This window comes from Bacillus sp. FSL L8-0199, from assembly GCF_038005705.1.
In the GTDB taxonomy this organism is placed as follows: domain Bacteria; phylum Bacillota; class Bacilli; order Bacillales; family Bacillaceae_G; genus Bacillus_A; species Bacillus_A cereus.
In genome coordinates this window covers 3,443,602-3,461,393 of the sequence record NZ_JBBOTS010000001.1, presented here as the reverse complement: position 1 = coordinate 3,461,393, position 17,792 = coordinate 3,443,602, and the positions used below count along the sequence as shown (strand labels likewise).

The window sequence follows — 17,792 nt, the reverse complement described above, 5'->3', positions numbered from 1 at the left end:
TGTGAGGGGTTTTATGGAAATTTTTGTTACCAAAATTAAAGATATAAATGATCGCAAATTAGAAAAAATTTGTTCGTGGATAGATGAAGAGAAAAGATATAGAATAAAAAAATTTATTAATAAAAAAGATAAAATTAGAACCTTGATTGGTGAATTATTAGTAAGGACTCTAACAAATAAAAAGCTTAAAATCGGTAATGAAAGAATAGTATGGGGGAAAAATCATTATGGAAAACCTTATTTAAAGGGGTATCCGAATTATTACTTTAACATTTCACATTCGGGAGAATTTGTAGTATGTGCAATTAGTAATAACCCTGTTGGAATTGACATTGAACAAATAAAACATATTGAATACGAAGAAATAGCAAAAAGTTTTTTCTGTGATAGTGAATATGCTTATATACAAAAAGGTGATGTTAATTATCAATTGAGGAAGTTTTATGAGGTATGGACATTGAAAGAGAGTTATATTAAATGCTATGGAAGCGGATTATCAATGTCACTAAAATCATTTTCTATTAATATAGATAGTCACAAAGCTGTTCGTATACTTTCCGATAATGAAGAAAAAAGTAATTCTTATTCAATGGCGATTTTTGATATAGAGTTAGAATACAAAATGGCTGTATGTTCATTAAATGAAGAAATTTCTAGTAATATAACAGTCATTAACCAAGATATTATTATTAATGATTTTTACAAACTTTTATCAGATAGAGGTGCATTTTAATGATGTTATTTTGTTTGCCTTATGCAGGAGGATCCGAAGCGTTATATTATAAATGGGGTGATTATCTAACCCCATCTATAAATCTATGTCCAGTACTGTTAAAGGGAAGAGGGAAAAGATTCAATGAACCATTTTATAATAGCTTAGAAGAAGCGGTAGATGACATCTTTGATAATATTCGGGATAAAATAGGTGAGGAAGATTATGCAATTTATGGACATAGTATGGGGAGCCTATTAGCGTATGAATTATACTATAAAATAATAGGAATGGGATTCAAGAAACCCAAGCATATCTTTTTTTCTGGATACAAAGCACCGAGTGAAAGGGAAAAGAAGGAGATAACTTATAATTTACCAAATAACGAGTTTAAAAATAGAGTTATAGAATTAGGGGGAACACCAGAAGAATTAATTCGTAACGAAGAATTGTTCGAATTTTTCATTCCTTTACTAAAACATGATTTTAAAATAGTTGAAACATATGAATATAAAGAAAAAGCGGACAAAATCACATGCGATATTACTGTATTAAACGGAACAGAAGATTTAATTAGTCTAAAAGGCATAATTGGTTGGAAGAAGCATACTTGTGGGAATTTTAAGATTTATAATTTGGAAGGAAATCATTTCTTTATAAATAACAATGTGGAAAAAATTACAACAATAATAAATGATACGTTAACTGAGGTTTTAAATTAGATTCCTCAGATATATACCAATAGTTATCCTTACTTATTCATGTTCTTAATTATGTGCTGTAGTAGCCTTATCTGTAACTTGATATGAGTTTTAATATTTGTCTTTAATTAAATTACAGTAAAAAATCTGATTATTTTAATTATTTAGATAAATTTTTATCATATGTTTTTTGCGTGAAAATAAGGAAATTTTTCTCGTAGTAAGTTAAATTTTTTATAGAATTCCTTTTAGTAACTTCTAAATAGGGGGGATTGTATACCTTGTTATGAACGATGAATTTTTTATTTAATTCATTCTCTATATTTTTAACAGTAATAAAATAATAAATAATTTTGGTAATGGATAATTACTAAAAAAGGGGAAATCCAACATGTCTATTAAGAATTCTGGTGAAATAAACAAGGATGGGACAAGAACTTACGATGAGATTACAGTAGCAGAGCAAGATATGATATTAAATAAATTCAATTCCACAAAAAACGATTATCCAAGAAATAAGACCATAAACCAGCTATTTGAAGAACAAGTGGAGAGAACACCTGAGAATATTGCAGTTGTGTTTAAAGATAAACAACTCACATACAGGCAACTTAACGAGAAATCCAATCAATTAGCAAGGATGTTAAGGAATAAGGGCGTTAATACAGATGCTATTATAGGATTAATGATTGATAGATCACTTGAAATGATAATTGGAATAATGGGTATTTTAAAATCTGGAGCAGCTTACCTCCCAATTGATCCTGATACTCCAAAAGCAAGAATTGATTATATTTTACGGGATAGTCATACCATGATTTTATTGACTCAAGAGAAATTCATTAAGAAAATCGAATATGATTTAGAAATAATCAATTTGGACGAGCTAGATTCAAGTGACTTAAGTACAGGTAATCTGAAACATATAAATCGTTTTGATGATACAGCTTATATTATTTATACATCGGGTTCTACTGGAATACCAAAGGGAGTTATCATTTCGCATTATAGTGCTATCAGAGTCGTTCGAAATACAAATTACATAGAAATAAATAATAATGATACCATTCTGCAGCTTTCGAATTATTCTTTTGATGGATCAATTTTTGATATATATGGTGCTCTGTTAAATGGGGCGAAATTAGTAGTGATAGAAAAAGATACAGTCACGGATATAAATAAGCTTGGAAATATAATTAAGCAAGAAAACATAAACGTGATGTTTATTACAACTGCTTTATTTAATGCGCTTGTAGATATCAAAATAGATTGTTTAATCAATATGAGAAAAATATTATTTGGTGGAGAAAGAATTTCTGTCTCCCATGCAAGAAAAGCATTAGAATTTCTGGGGAAAGATAAACTCATTCATGTATACGGACCAACGGAAAGTACTGTTTTTGCCACATATTACTTTATAAATGAAATAGATGAGGATGTTGACACTCTACCTATAGGTAAACCGTTAGCAAATACTTCAGTTTACATAGTAGATGAAAAGAAAAATTTACTTCCTATTGGTGAACCTGGAGAACTTTGTATTTCTGGTGATGGATTAACTAAAGGGTACTTAAATAATGAGCAGCTAACATTAGAGAAATTCGTTAAAAACCCATTTGCAGAAGGAGAGCGTTTATATCGCACAGGAGATTTGGCAAGGTGGTTACCTGATGGGAATATTGAATTTATAGGAAGAATTGACCATCAAGTAAAGGTTCGGGGATTTAGGATTGAACTTGGAGAGATAGAGAGTCAGTTATTAAAGCATCCAAATGTAAAAGAAACTGTAGTTGTAGCAAGAGAAGAAAAGGACAAGAGCAATTATATTTGTGCATATCTAACATTAGTAGGAGAAGTTACTGTTGAAGAATTAAGAAAATTTTTAGGTGAAAAGTTACCTGATTATATGATTCCTACTTATTTTCTTAAGTTAGATAAAATGCCGTTAACAGCAAATGGAAAAATAGATAAAAAGTCTTTACCTGAACCAGATCGAAGTTTTAATACCGAGGTTGAATATGAGGAACCAAGAAGTGAGATTGAAAAACAGCTCGTTTTAATGTGGCAGGAAACTTTGAATATAAATAAAGTTGGTATTAATGACAGTTTTGCAGTTCTTGGTGGGCATTCGATAAACGCAATGGAGCTTTTATCTAAAATGAATGATAGGTTAAGTGTTGATTTACCATTAAAGGAACTGTTTAGATTATCCACAATAAAGAAAATAAGTGCTTACATCGAAACGAACAAGGGAGAAATTATTGAGAACCGACAATTTACAAAAACTACAGATTTAAAGAATTTACATGAACCTTTCCCACTTACAGGTATACAATTAGCCTATTTAATAGGTAGAGATCCGGCTTTTGAAATTGGTGGAGCAGCTACAAATTTAACGGTTGAATTTGAAATAGATATTAATATAGATAGGTTTAATAGTGCATTACAAAAATTAATTAATAGACATCCAATACTAAGAACAATAGTTTTTGAAAATGGAACACAAAGAATCTTAGAAGGAGAACTTCTTTATTCTGTAGACACAGTAGATGTAAGGCATTTAAATCAAGAAGATATAATGATACGTATATTGGAACAAAGACAAAAAATGATAGCTAAAATCATAGATCCAAGTACTTGGCCATTATTTGAGATAAAAGCATTTATATTACCCAATAATCAAAAATATTTTTGTTTAAATATAGATCCGCTAATTTGTGATGACAGTAGCATGAAAATATTAATCAAGGAATTTAAAATGTTTTACAATCAGCCAAGTCTGCAGCTGCCTGAGCTGGAGTATAATTTTAGAGACTATGTTTTAGCAACCAATGAATTTAGGCAATCTAATCGATATAAAAAAGATGAGAAGTACTGGTTAAATAAATTGGATAATTTCCCAAGTGCACCAGCATTGCCTTTAAAATGCAACCCATTAGAAATTGAAAAACCTACATTCAATAAATGTTCGGAATTTTTAGAACGTGAAACGTGGAATAGATTAAAACAAAAAGCAAGAGAAAAAAATCTTACCCCTACATCGGTTTTATGTGCTGCATATGCTTATGTCTTAGCATATTGGAGTAATCAGAGTCAATTTGCAGTAAATTTAACTGTTTTTAATCGGATACCGTTTCATCAAGACGTAAAAAAAATCATTGGGGATTTCACAACTCTAATGTTATTAGATATTAATGCGAAAGATAGTATTGAGTCATTTTGGAAATTTGCTGCGAAGGTACAGGATACATTGTTAGAAGCCCTTGAACATAGACATTATGATGGTGTGGATTTTATAAGAGCTATTGGGAAAAAACATAGAATGGTTAATCAAGCTATAATGCCTATTGTATTTACAAGTGTATTGAGTGAGGACTCAGATGATTCATTTAATCATTTGATAGATTTTGAAAAAATTAAATTTTTTAGTACAAGAACATCCCAAGTTTATATAGATAACCAAGTTTATGAATTAAATGGAGGTTTATATATTACATGGGATTACGTTGAACAATTATTTGAGATCAATGTTATTAAATCAATGTTTGAACAATATATAAATGTATTAAATCAGGTTATATTTAATGATCAAGTGTCAGGTATTAACCTTAGTGAGAATAGCATAAAAGTTATTGAAACCTATAATGATACAAACAAAAAGTTTGATAAGTGTACTTTACATGAAATGTTTGTGAATCGAGCAAAACTAGTACCTGATAAGGTAGCTGTAATTCATCATGATGATTCGATAACTTATAAAGAACTAAATGAAAAATCGAATCAAATTGCAAGATACTTAATGGATAAGGGAGTTAGAAAAGGTGATTACATTGGTGTGATAGGTAAGCGATGTATAGATACCATTATAAATTTGTTTGCTGTCTTAAAGGCTGGAGCAGCATATATACCGCTTGATCCTGATTATCCTGAAGAAAGAAAAGAATATATAAAAAAGAAAAGTAATTGTAAGTTCTTTATAACACCTTCTACCTATAAAGATGAAAATATTAGGGAATATTCTGGTGATGAAGTCAATATAAAAGTAGATGAAACAGATATGGCATATGTTATTTTTACTTCTGGTAGTACAGGAAAACCTAAAGGAGTTCAAATAACTCATGGTGCAGCAACAAATACAATTATAGATATTAACGAAAAATTCTGTGTGACAGAAAATGATAAAATTATGGGGATTTCTTCACTGTGCTTTGATTTGTCAGTTTATGATGTTTTTGGTGCATTGAGCTGTGGAGCGGCCCTTGTAATTATAGATGATCAAAGGGATGTATATAACCTAAAAAAAGTTGTAAAGAAAGAAGGAATCACAATTTGGAACTCAGTTCCAGCAATTATGGAACTGACAGTGGACTTATATAATGATAGTGAACAGGATGATAGTCTAAGGCTTGTATTGCTTAGTGGGGACTGGATACCGCTGGAACTTCCTCAGAAGATAAAGAAAACTTTCAAAAATGCGGAAGTTATTAGCTTAGGTGGAGCAACTGAGGGGTCAATATGGTCCATATATTACCCTATTAAGGAAATTAAGGATGATTGGAAAAGTATACCATATGGAATGCCGTTGGCTAACCAGAAAATTTATGTATTGAATCAAAACAAGCAATTGTGTCCCGTAGATGTAGAGGGAGAATTGTACATTGGTGGAGTGGGAGTAGCAAGTGGATATATAAATGATATTGAAAAAACTAAGATGTCATTTATTTTGCACGAAGAATTAGGATATATTTACAAAACCGGTGATTATGGCGTGTTAAAAGAGGACGGATATGTCGAATTTTTAGGAAGAAAAGACAGTCAAGTTAAGATAAGGGGATATAGGGTAGAATTAGGGGAAATTGAAAATTGTATAATCAAATATAAAGGTGTAAATAAAACAGTAGTAATTGACTATACAAACGATAATAAAATGAAAAGCCTGTATGCTTTTGTAGTTTCAGATGAAGACATAAACCCAAATGAACTAAAACAATATTTGCAAAATCAGCTCCCGAATTATATGATTCCATCAAGATTTTTCAAAATAGATGAAATACCATTGACTGTAAATGGAAAAGTAAATAAGAGTATTTTGGGGGAATTAATAAAAAATCATGAACTAGATGAAGTTGCAGCAACTACATGTGAAGAATCAGAAAATGAAACTCAAGCCCAAATATTAGATATATGGAAAGATGTATTCGAAATAGAAAACATAGGAATAGATACTAATTACTATGAAATAGGCGGAGATTCATTAAAAGCGATATCGATTGTTACTGAAATTAAAAAGAGAATGAATATAGAGGTGCCGATAGGAGAAATATTTAAAAATGACACTATAAAGGTATTAGATCAATATTTGAAAAATAGCCAAGACAATCATAGGGGAAATAGGATTGAAAGGGTATCGAAAAAGGATTATTATGCTACATCGCCTTCTCAAAAACGAATGTACATGCTTTCTATGATGGAAAATAATAGAGGAGCATATCATATTCCTATGGCGTTACTTGTCGAAGGTGAAATCGAATGTAATAGACTTGAAAAAGCATTTAGAAAATTTATAGATAGACATGAAATCCTGAGAACAGGATTTGAAGTATTAGATAATGAATTAGTTCAAAGGGTTTATGATAAAGTTGATTTTGATTTGGAATACCAATGTTTAGATATAGTCGTAACAGATGATGAAGGTTTAAGAGATTTAACTAGCAAAATGTGTAAGGAATCAACAAAGCCTTTTGATTTAAATAAACCATCATTAATGAGAGCTAAACTAATTAAAATCGGAGTAGAGAAGCATATATTGGTTGTTAACTTCCATCACATAATAGCAGATGGGGTATCACAAGGAATATTTATGAATGAAATACTCGATTTATATAACAATCTTGATCTACCTAAGATAAATATACAATACAAGGATTATGTAGAATGGAATAATACGTATAATCAATCTAATGCTATAAAAAAACAAGAGCAATATTGGCTGAATTTATACAGTCATCTGCCATCTAAATTAGAATTACCTTATGATTATAGAAAAGAAAATATTGATACCTTTGCAGGAGAAAATGCATACTTTCATATAGAAAAAGAGTTATCTGAACAGATAAGAAGGGTAGCTAAGGATACAGGGTCAACTTTATATATGCTTATGCTTAGCGCTTATCATATATTACTTCACAAATATACTGGAAAAACTGATATTGTTGTCGGAACAGCTGCATCAGGTAGGTTACATCAAGATTTACAAAATATTTTTGGTGTGTTCGTTAACACTATTGCTTTAAGAAACAATATAGATGCTACAAAAAGTTTTAAAGAAATTTTGGAACAGGTAAAAGAAAATACAATTACAGCATTTGAAAACTCAGAGTATCAGTTTGACGAACTAATTCGCAGTATAGACTATGAAAGAGACTCTAATAGAAACCCTTTATTTGATACCATGTTTGTATTGGAAGACGCTAAATTATTTACTAAGAAGCAAGGTGCTTTAAATCTTAGTCCAATTATATTTGAATTAGATAATGCAAAATTCGATATCACTTTTAATATTTTAGATTATGACGATGAGATCGTGTTAAATGTCGAATATAGTACTGGATTATTCAAAAGAGACACAATATTAAGAATGACAGAAAATTATATTAATATTCTGAGAGAAATATCAGGAAATCTTTCGATAAGTGTAAATAAAATAGATATGATCCCACAAGAAGAAAAGCGCTTTTTATTGTATGAACATAACGATACAAATGTAGATTTCTCTAAAAACCAGTTAATACACAAGTTATTTGAAGAACAAGTAGAACGAACGCCAGATAGCATTGCAGTTGTTTTTGAAGATAAGCAATTGACATATAGGGAGTTAAATGAAAAATCTAATCAATTGGCAAGAGCGTTAAGAGAAAATGGTGTTGGTTCTGATAAAATAGTAGGAATATTATTAGAACGTTCGGTTGATGTGATTGTGGGAATTATGGGAATTCTAAAAGCTGGTGGTGCGTATTTACCAATTGATCCTACATATCCTATAGATAGAATTAAATATATACTTCAAGATAGTCAAACTGAAATATTATTGACCCAGGATAAATTAATTAATTTAGTTGATTGTACAGAAGTTGATGATATTAGCATTATTAATATTCATAATGAGCATTTGTTTAAATACGGAACCGAGAACTTACGTATTGATAGCAGCAGTAAAGATTTAGTCTATGTCATTTATACATCTGGTTCTACTGGAAAGCCAAAAGGAGTTATGGTGGAGCATCATTCATTGGTGAACTTATGTAATTGGCATAATTCCTTCAATAAAATAAGTGAAACTGATAAAAATGCTAGTTATGCAAGTATAAGTTTTGATGCATTTGCTTGGGAAGTATTTCCTTATATCATAGCGGGTTCAGAGATTCATATTATAAATGATAATTTAAAATTAGATATTACGAAATTAAACAAATATTTTATTGAAAAAGAGATTTCAATAAGCTTTTTACCTACACAAGTATGTGAACAATTTTTAATGCTTGAGAATACATCTTTAAGAAGATTATTAACAGGTGGAGATAAACTAAATTATTTTGAAAATAAAAGTTACCAGATTGTTAATAACTATGGTCCTACAGAGAATTCAGTAGTAACAACAAGCTTTATTATAGAAAATTCTTATGACAATATACCGATAGGAAAACCAATATGTAATACAAAAGTCTTTATTTTAAACGAATCTAATGGGCTTTGTCCATTGGGAGTGCCAGGCGAGCTTTGTATCAGCGGAGAAGGTTTGGCCCGTGGATATTTAAATAGACCAGAGCTCACAGCAGAAAAATTCATTTCAAATCCGTTCATTCCAGGAGAGAGAATGTATCGAACAGGAGACCTTGTGAGAATGTTACCTGATGGAAATATTGAGTTTTTAGGAAGAATTGACCATCAAGTGAAAATTCGTGGTTTCAGGATTGAACTGGGTGAGATAGAGAGTCAACTTCTAAAACATAAGGAAGTAAAAGAAGCTGTTGTTATCGCAAGAGAAGATAATAATAATCATCAATATTTATGTGCGTACTTTACTTCCGAAACATCGAAGGGCGAGACTAGGGTTCAAGAAATTCGAAAGTTTTTGACAAAAGAGTTACCAGAGTATATGATTCCTGCTTTTTTTGTTCAGCTAGACAAGCTACCACTTACTACAAATGGGAAAGTGGATCGAAAGGCTTTACCAAGTCCTGATGGAAGTTCGGTTGCAGGAGTAGTAGAGTATGAGGCGCCAAGGAATACAGTCGAAGAAAAGCTTGTATCCATTTGGCAAGATATTTTAGATATAGAAAACATAGGAATTCAACACAACTTTTTTGAAATTGGAGGCCATTCACTGAAAGCGACTACGATGGTTTCTAGAATCCATAAGGAACTTATGGTGGAGATACCTTTAGGACAAATATTCCAAGTACCTACTATAAAAGAGATTGGAGAATTTATTAACTCTACAAAAGAAAGTGTATATGCATCCATCAAAAAAGTAGAAGAACAAGATTATTATCCGCTTTCATCTGCCCAAAGAAGACTCTACATTTTAAACAAAATAGAGGGTAGCGGAGTATCTTATAATATGCCTTTCGCTATGAAAATAAAAGGTGATTTGGATGTTCATCAGCTTGAACAGGCTTTCCGTAAATTAATCGAAAGACATGAATCTTTAAGAACTTCTTTTGTAATGGTAGATGGTGAACCAGTTCAAAAGATTGAAAAAGACATAAATTTCCAAGTGACGTATAGAGAAATGGGTACCAATAAACTAGATGATATAATCAATGGATTTGTTAAACCGTTTGATTTGGAGAAGGCTCCTCTTTTACGGGTTGAAATCATACATGTTACAGATGATGAGCACGTGATGGTATTAGATATGCATCATATCATTTCAGATGGTGTATCAATGGGGATTTTCATGCAGGAATTAGCTGAATTATATAATGGTCAAAAATTATCTCCATTAAGCATTCAATATAAAGATTATTCTGAGTGGCAAAGAGGCTTGTTTACTCAAGAAGAAATCACAAAGCAAGAAAAGTATTGGATGAATGTGTTCAATGAAGAAGTACCAGTACTAAATATGCCAACGGACTATAAAAGGCCAAAAAGAAGAAGTTTTGCTGGAGATAGAATCAATTTAAAAATCAATAGTGAAACTTATAATCAGTTAAACAAGTTGGCTACAGAAAATGAAGTTACTATGTATATGCTGATGTTAGCAGGATACACGACTTTGCTTTCTAAATATTCAGGGCAAGAGGATATAGTAGTAGGATCACCAATTGCAGGAAGAAAACATGTAGATTTAAATAATGTAATGGGAATGTTTGTGAATACCCTTGCAATGAGAAATTATCCAAAGGGCAATAGATCTTTTAGAGAGTACTTAAAAGAAGTAAAAGAAAATACATTGAAAGCATATGAAAATCAGGATTATCAATTTGAAGAATTGGTAGAAAAGGTAAATGTGAGAAGAGACATTTCAAGAAATCCACTATTTGATACGATGCTGGTATTTCAACACACTGATAATATGCTATTAAATTTGGATGGACTAAAGGTTAGCATGTTAGAAGATCAGAGGGAAATAGTTAAGTTTGATATTACTATACATGTAAGTGAGTTAGAGGATGGATTAGGATTAGAAATTGAATACTGTACGGCTCTCTATAAAAAGGAAACAATAGAGAGGTTTTTAGAGCATTTTATAAACGTCTTAAGAGAAGTAGTAGAAAATCCAGAACAGAAATTAAGTGAAATAGATATATTAACAGAGAAAGAAAAAAGTAAGTTATTAAACGAATTTAATAATACAAAAGGAAAATATGCTAAAGAAAAAACACTTCCAGAGCTTTTTGAAGAACAGGTAGAGAAGACACCTAATAATGTGGCACTTGTTTTTGAAAATCAAAGTATAACATATAAAGAGCTAAACGAAAGGGCAAATAGCCTTGCGCATATACTTCGCGAAAAAGGAGTTGGTCCTGACGTAGTAACGGGAATAATGGTGGAACGCTCTATTGAAATGATAGTAGGTATAATGGGGATTTTAAAAGCTGGAGGAGCTTATTTACCGATTGATCCAACTTATCCTAGGACAAGAAAAGAATATATGTTACGTAATAGCCATATAGAGATACTATGCGTAACGAATGAGGTTCATAGCGATATATCTTTTCATGGACAAATTATACAATTAGATAAATTAGAATATAAAGAAAATAGAGCGAATATCAGTAAATTAAATAGTCCCCGAAATTTAGCTTATGTAATATATACATCAGGTTCTACAGGGAATCCTAAAGGGGTAATGATAGAACAAAATAGTGTAAATAACTTAGTCAATGGGTTAAATGATGTAATTTATAAAAGGTTCAATACTAATGTTAATGTCGCGTTGCTAGCACCATTTATATTTGATGCATCGGTGAAACAAATATTTGCAACATTACTTTTAGGGCATACCTTATTTGTTGTGCCAAAGGAAGTAAGTTGGAATGCAATGAGTTTAATTGAGTATTATGCAACAAATAAAATACATGTATCCGATGCTACTCCGGCACATTTAACAATGCTTAGCTATGTAAATAAAATAGAACAAGAATTAGAAATTAAAGAATTTATTGTAGGAGGAGAGGCATTAACGCCTTATTTAATCAAAGGTTTATTTGGAAAGTTTGCTGATTTTAAACCTAATATCACAAATGTTTATGGGCCTACAGAGTGTTGTGTAGATTCCACAAGTTATAGAATTGAGTTTGATCAAATAAGCGGTGATAAGGTAATTCCGATTGGAAAACCAATTTTAAACACTAATATATATATAATAGACAAGGGAAATAATCTTCAGCCAATTGGAGTAGCTGGGGAACTGTGTGTATCAGGTGAGGGGATAGCAAGAGGATATTTGAATAATCTAGAATTAACAGCTGAAAGGTTTATTGAAAATCCATTTAATAACGGTAAATCTATGTATCGAACTGGAGATCTTGCAAGGTGGTTACCTGATGGGAATATAGAATTTTTAGGACGGATAGATCATCAGGTGAAAATACGTGGTTATCGAATTGAACTTGGAGAAATAGAAAGTCAACTGTCAACTCATCAAGATATCGAAGAAACGATTGTTATAGCTAGAGAAGATAAGGAAAGTAATCAATATTTATGTGCGTATATCGTTTCACAAAAAGAATTACATGCAAGGGAAATTCGAGAATATTTAGAACAGAAACTTCCGGATTATATGATTCCTGGATATTTTGTGAAATTAGATAAACTTCCGTTGACAACGAACGGGAAAGTAGACAGAAAAGCACTTCCTGAACCAGATGGAAGTATTAATACTGGGGTAGAGTATGAGGAACCGAGAAATGAAGTGGAAGAAAAGCTCGTTGAAATTTGGAGAAGTATTATTGGGATAGAGGATATAGGGATTAATCATAATTTCTTTGTATCTGGAGGAGATTCCATTAAGGCAATCCAAATTATATCTAGATTATCTAGAATTGGTCTTAAACTAGAAATGAAAGATTTATTTGCAAATCCAAAAATTAAAAATCTTGGAAAATATATAAAACGAGAAAAGAAAGAACAAAAGGTTCATGAAATAGTAAATGGGGAAGTAGAATTAACGCCGATACAAAGTTGGTATTTTGAGAAAAACCAAGAAGAGATACATCATTTTAATCAATCGTTCATGCTATTTAGAGAAAATGGATTTGATGAAAAACAGATAGAAGAAGTATTTAATAAAATTATGGAACATCATGATGCTTTACGCATGATATATAAAGAAAAAGAGGGAGAAATAATTCAATATAATAGAGGTTATGACAAGAACCTATTTGATTTATATATTCATGATGTTAAGGGTGTTGAGAATAAGGAAGAGAAGGTATATGAAATTGCTACAAATATTCAAAAAGAGATGGATATTAAAGAAGGTAAACTTGTAAAGCTTTGTATATTTAAATCTGATGAAGGAGATCATCTTCTGATTGCGATTCATCACCTTGTAGTGGATGGAGTATCATGGAGAATCCTACTCGAAGATTTGGAGACTTTATATTCACAACTAGAAAAGGGTGAAAAGCTAGAAATAGGATTCAAAACAGATTCCTATAAAGAATTTGCATCAAAGTTAAAAGCTTATAGCGTGAGTAGGGAATTAATGAAAGAAAGGGAATATTGGACAAGTATATCAAAAGAGAATGTACAGTTTATCCCTAAAAAGAAAGAAATCACAAAAAACAACTTTGAAAATAGTAGTACAGTAAGTATTACATTAGATAAAGAACTCACTACATCTTTACTAAGAAATACAAATAGGGCATATAACACAGAAATAAATGATATTTTATTAACAGCTTTAGCAGTTGGAACCAGAGAATTGACGGGGAAATACAAGCTAAAAGTAAATATGGAAGGGCATGGAAGAGAGGACGTAATAGAGAATTTCGAAATCAATAGGACTGTTGGCTGGTTCACGACGATGTATCCAGTGCTTTTAGATATAGGGAATGAAAATGAACTTTCGACCAACATAAAGACAGTTAAAGAAACTTTGAGAAAAATACCAAATAAAGGAATAGGTTATGGGGTATTAAAACATTTAGCAAAAGATAAGGGATTTATGAATGAAGAAAAGGCACCAATTTCATTTAACTATTTAGGTGAATTGGATCAAGATATTAACAGGAGAGAATTCTCTGCATCGAAATGGTCTATAGGTGAAACAGTGGGTAAGAAAATTAATAGGAATACATCTATAGAAATGAATTCAATGGTTTTAAATGGTGAATTGGTTATTCATACAACATTTAATAAATTAGAATACAGTGAAAAAATGATAAAGGACTTAAATCAGAAATATAAAGAAAGTCTTGAAATGATAATTAATCACTGTGCGAATAAAGTAGAACCAGACCAAACACCTTTTGATTATGGAGATATAAATATAACATTAGAAGAACTTGAAGAAATAAAAGAAAAATACAATGGTTTTATTATTGAGAAAATATATCCGTTAGCAAATATGCAAAAAGGGATGTTATTCCACGCATTAGAAGATAAAAATTCTAGTATGTATTTTGAACAAATTGTAATGGATATAAAAGGGACTGTAGATGTAGATATTTTAGAAAAATCATTTAATACAATAATGAGGAGACACGAAATATTAAGAGCAGCATTTGAGTATGAATTAGTGGAGGAACCAAGACACGTCATACTTCAAGATAGAAAAGTAGGTTTCAAATATTATGATATTCAAGACGAAAGCATTGAGCAGAAAACAAAGTTTATAGAGAATTATTTACAAAATGATAAACAAAAAGGCTTTAATTTAAGTGAAGACACATTAATGAGAATTAGCTTAATTCAAATGAATCAGGATTCATATAAATTGGTATGGAGTCATCATCACATATTGTTAGATGGATGGTGTCTTGGGATTATATTAGGTGAGTTATTTGATGTTTATGGAAGAAAGATGAAAGGTGAAGATAGCCATTTAGCGGAGCCAACACCATATAGTGATTATATAAGATGGCTGGAAGAACAGGATAAAGAAGAAGGATTAGCACATTGGAAGAGCTATTTGGATGGATATGAAGAACAAGCACAGGTTCCTAAAATCTTGAATAAAGTTAATGAATATAAAAGAAAAGAAAAAATGATAGAATTTTCAAAAGAAATGACTCGTAACATTATTCAACTCGCAAATAGAAATCAAGTTACTTTTAATACCGTACTGCAGGCAATTTGGGGCATTCTTTTAGCGAGGTACAATAATATAGAAGATGTTGTATTTGGAACAGTCGTATCAGGAAGAGAGGCAAAAGTAGAAGGAATTGAAGCGATGGTAGGATTATTCATTAATACAATTCCGACTCGAGTTAAAATGGAAAAAGATAGTAGTTTTAAAGAGGTTTTAAGAAATGTCCAGGATGAATCAATAGAAAATAATAAATATAACTATATAAATTTAGCTGAAATTCAATCTTTACATGATCTAAAAAGAAATCTAATTGATCATGTAATGGTATTTCAAAATTATTCACTGGATGATAGTAGTTTTAATCATGCAGAAAGTAATACAGGTTTTATGTGTCAAAATATAAGGGGAGAAGAGCAAACCAATTATGGATTCAACATTGTAGCAATTCCTGGAGAACAGTTAGTATTAAAATTAACTTATAACGAAAAGATTTATCCACAGGAAATAATAGACAATATAGAAATGCATCTTAAAAAGGTAACGGAACAAGTTGTTATAAATGAGGATAAGAAATTAAATGAGATAGACATAATCCCAGAGAAAGAGCGAGATGTATTATTGTATAGATTTAATGATACAAAGACGAATTATCCGAAGGATAAGACTATACATCAGCTGTTTGAGGAACAGGTAGAGAAAACGCCTAATCATATTGCCGTTGAATTTGAAGGCACTAAAATGACGTATCAAGAATTAAATGAAAGGTCTAATCAAGTTGCTAGATGGTTACGAGATAAAGGAATTACTGCAAATACAATTGTGGGAATTATGGTTGAGAGATCCCCTGAGATGATAATTGGAATAATGGGTATCTTAAAATCAGGTTCAGCTTATTTGCCGATAGATCCTAAATCTCCTCAGGATAGAATTAAATTTATGATACAAGATAGTGATATTCAAATTCTATTAACGCAGGAGAAGTTCATTAATGATTCCTCATTGGATGTAGAGATGGTTAGTTTAGATAAGAGTGAGAATTTTCAATTGAGTAAAGAGAATTTAGCTCCTATAAATGATTCTCAGAACATAGCTTATATCATATATACATCGGGCTCTACTGGAGTACCAAAAGGTGTGGTTACATCACATTCTAATGCAGTAAGGGTTGTTCGTGACACAAACTATATTAAGATTGATGCAGATGATATTATTTTACAGCTTTCAAATTATTCTTTTGATGGATCCGTATTTGACATCTACGGTGCATTGTTAAATGGTGCAAAATTAGTGATGGTATCAATAGATACAGTATTGAATTTAAGTAAGCTAACAAAATTAATAAAAGAAGAAAAAATTAGTGTTATGTTTATAACTACAGCCTTATTTAATACATTGGTTGATTTAGAAATAGAGTGTTTATCTAATATAAGAAAAATCCTCTTTGGTGGTGAAAGAATTTCAGTATCACATACAAAACGAGCATTGGAGTATTTAGGGAAAGATAAGCTGATTCATGTATACGGTCCGACAGAAAGTACTGTTTTTGCTACGTATTATTGTATAAATGAAATCAATGAAGAATTCGACACAATACCAATTGGGAAGCCATTAGCAAATACTTCAGCATTTATAGTAGATGGAAATCAGAGACTACTTCCAATCGGCGTAGCTGGAGAACTTTGTTTAAGTGGAGCAGGATTGGCTCATGGATATTTAAACCGACCAGATTTGACAGCAGAAAAGTTTGTCTCAAATCCATTTATACCAGAAGAAAAAATGTATCGAACAGGGGATCTCGTTAGGATGTTGCCTGATGGAAATATTGAGTTCTTAGGTAGAATAGATCATCAAGTGAAAGTTCGTGGTTTCAGGATTGAACTTGGTGAGATAGAGAGTCAGCTACTTAAATATAAAAAAGTAAAGGAAGCTATTGTTATCGTAAGAGATGATATTCATGGTGAAAAATATATATGCGCTTACTTTACTTCTGAAACATGGAAAGATGAATTAATAATTCAAGAAATTAGAAAGTATCTAACTAAAAAGCTTCCAGAGTATATGATTCCTGCATTTTTTGTTCAACTTGATAAGCTACCGCTAACTACAAATGGGAAAGTAGACCGAAAGTCATTACCAAAGCCTGATGGGAATGTAACAACTGAGGTAGAGTACGTACCACCAAGTAATTTTGTAGAAGAGACTATTATTTCAATTTGGGAAGAAATCCTAGGCATCAAATCTATTGGAATTTCTCATAACTTCTTTGAAATAGGAGGAAATTCACTGAAGTTAATGAGTGCTGTTTCTGCTATTAATAAAGTTTTAAATACAGATATAAGCATTCACAATTTCTTTGAGAATCCAAGTGTAATGGGTTTAGCAAATTATATCCTATCAACTGAACATGATCGTCAAAATAGTTCTTATGATTATGTTGAGGAAGAGGTATAACGGTTTAAAATGAAATTCATTTCTTTTGGAGGTAAAAGATATTAGTAATAGGTGTAAAAAGGCAGATTTTCTATAATGTTGATTGTTTTGAGATTTCAGATTTAATTATAAGAAAAGGGGATTTATCCTAGGAAAACTGTACAATCTATACTTCTTCTCAGCAGAG

General features: G+C 31.0%; 3 protein-coding genes. All 3 read left to right on the top strand.

Annotation, left to right across the window (positions count from 1 at the left end; genetic code table 11):
- Window positions 1–13: 13 nt before the first annotated feature.
- The 3 genes from NST86_RS17770 to NST86_RS17760 all read left to right on the top strand — a co-directional run bounded on the left by NST86_RS17770 (window position 14) and on the right by NST86_RS17760 (window position 17,626).
- Window positions 14–733, top strand: a complete 720-nt coding sequence (locus tag NST86_RS17770; RefSeq protein WP_061663256.1) for a 4'-phosphopantetheinyl transferase family protein — start codon at window positions 14–16, stop codon at window positions 731–733.
- Window positions 733–1,434, top strand: a complete 702-nt coding sequence (locus NST86_RS17765; protein WP_000979068.1) for a thioesterase II family protein — start codon at window positions 733–735, stop codon at window positions 1,432–1,434. The genes NST86_RS17770 and NST86_RS17765 overlap by 1 nt, the downstream gene beginning before the upstream one ends.
- A 370-nt stretch (window positions 1,435–1,804) precedes the next feature.
- Window positions 1,805–17,626, top strand: coding sequence for a non-ribosomal peptide synthetase (locus NST86_RS17760; protein WP_227593255.1), 15,822 nt, complete (start codon window positions 1,805–1,807; stop codon window positions 17,624–17,626).
- The last annotated feature ends 166 nt before the right edge of the window (window positions 17,627–17,792 follow it).

What these genes read in the sequence shown, in the direction of transcription:
- NST86_RS17770 (WP_061663256.1), top strand. Translation starts at nt 14, where the DNA reads ATGGAAATTTTTGTTACCAAAATTAAAGATATAAATGATCGCAAATTA.
- NST86_RS17765 (WP_000979068.1), top strand. Translation starts at nt 733, where the DNA reads ATGATGTTATTTTGTTTGCCTTATGCAGGAGGATCCGAAGCGTTATAT.
- NST86_RS17760 (WP_227593255.1), top strand. Translation starts at nt 1,805, where the DNA reads ATGTCTATTAAGAATTCTGGTGAAATAAACAAGGATGGGACAAGAACT.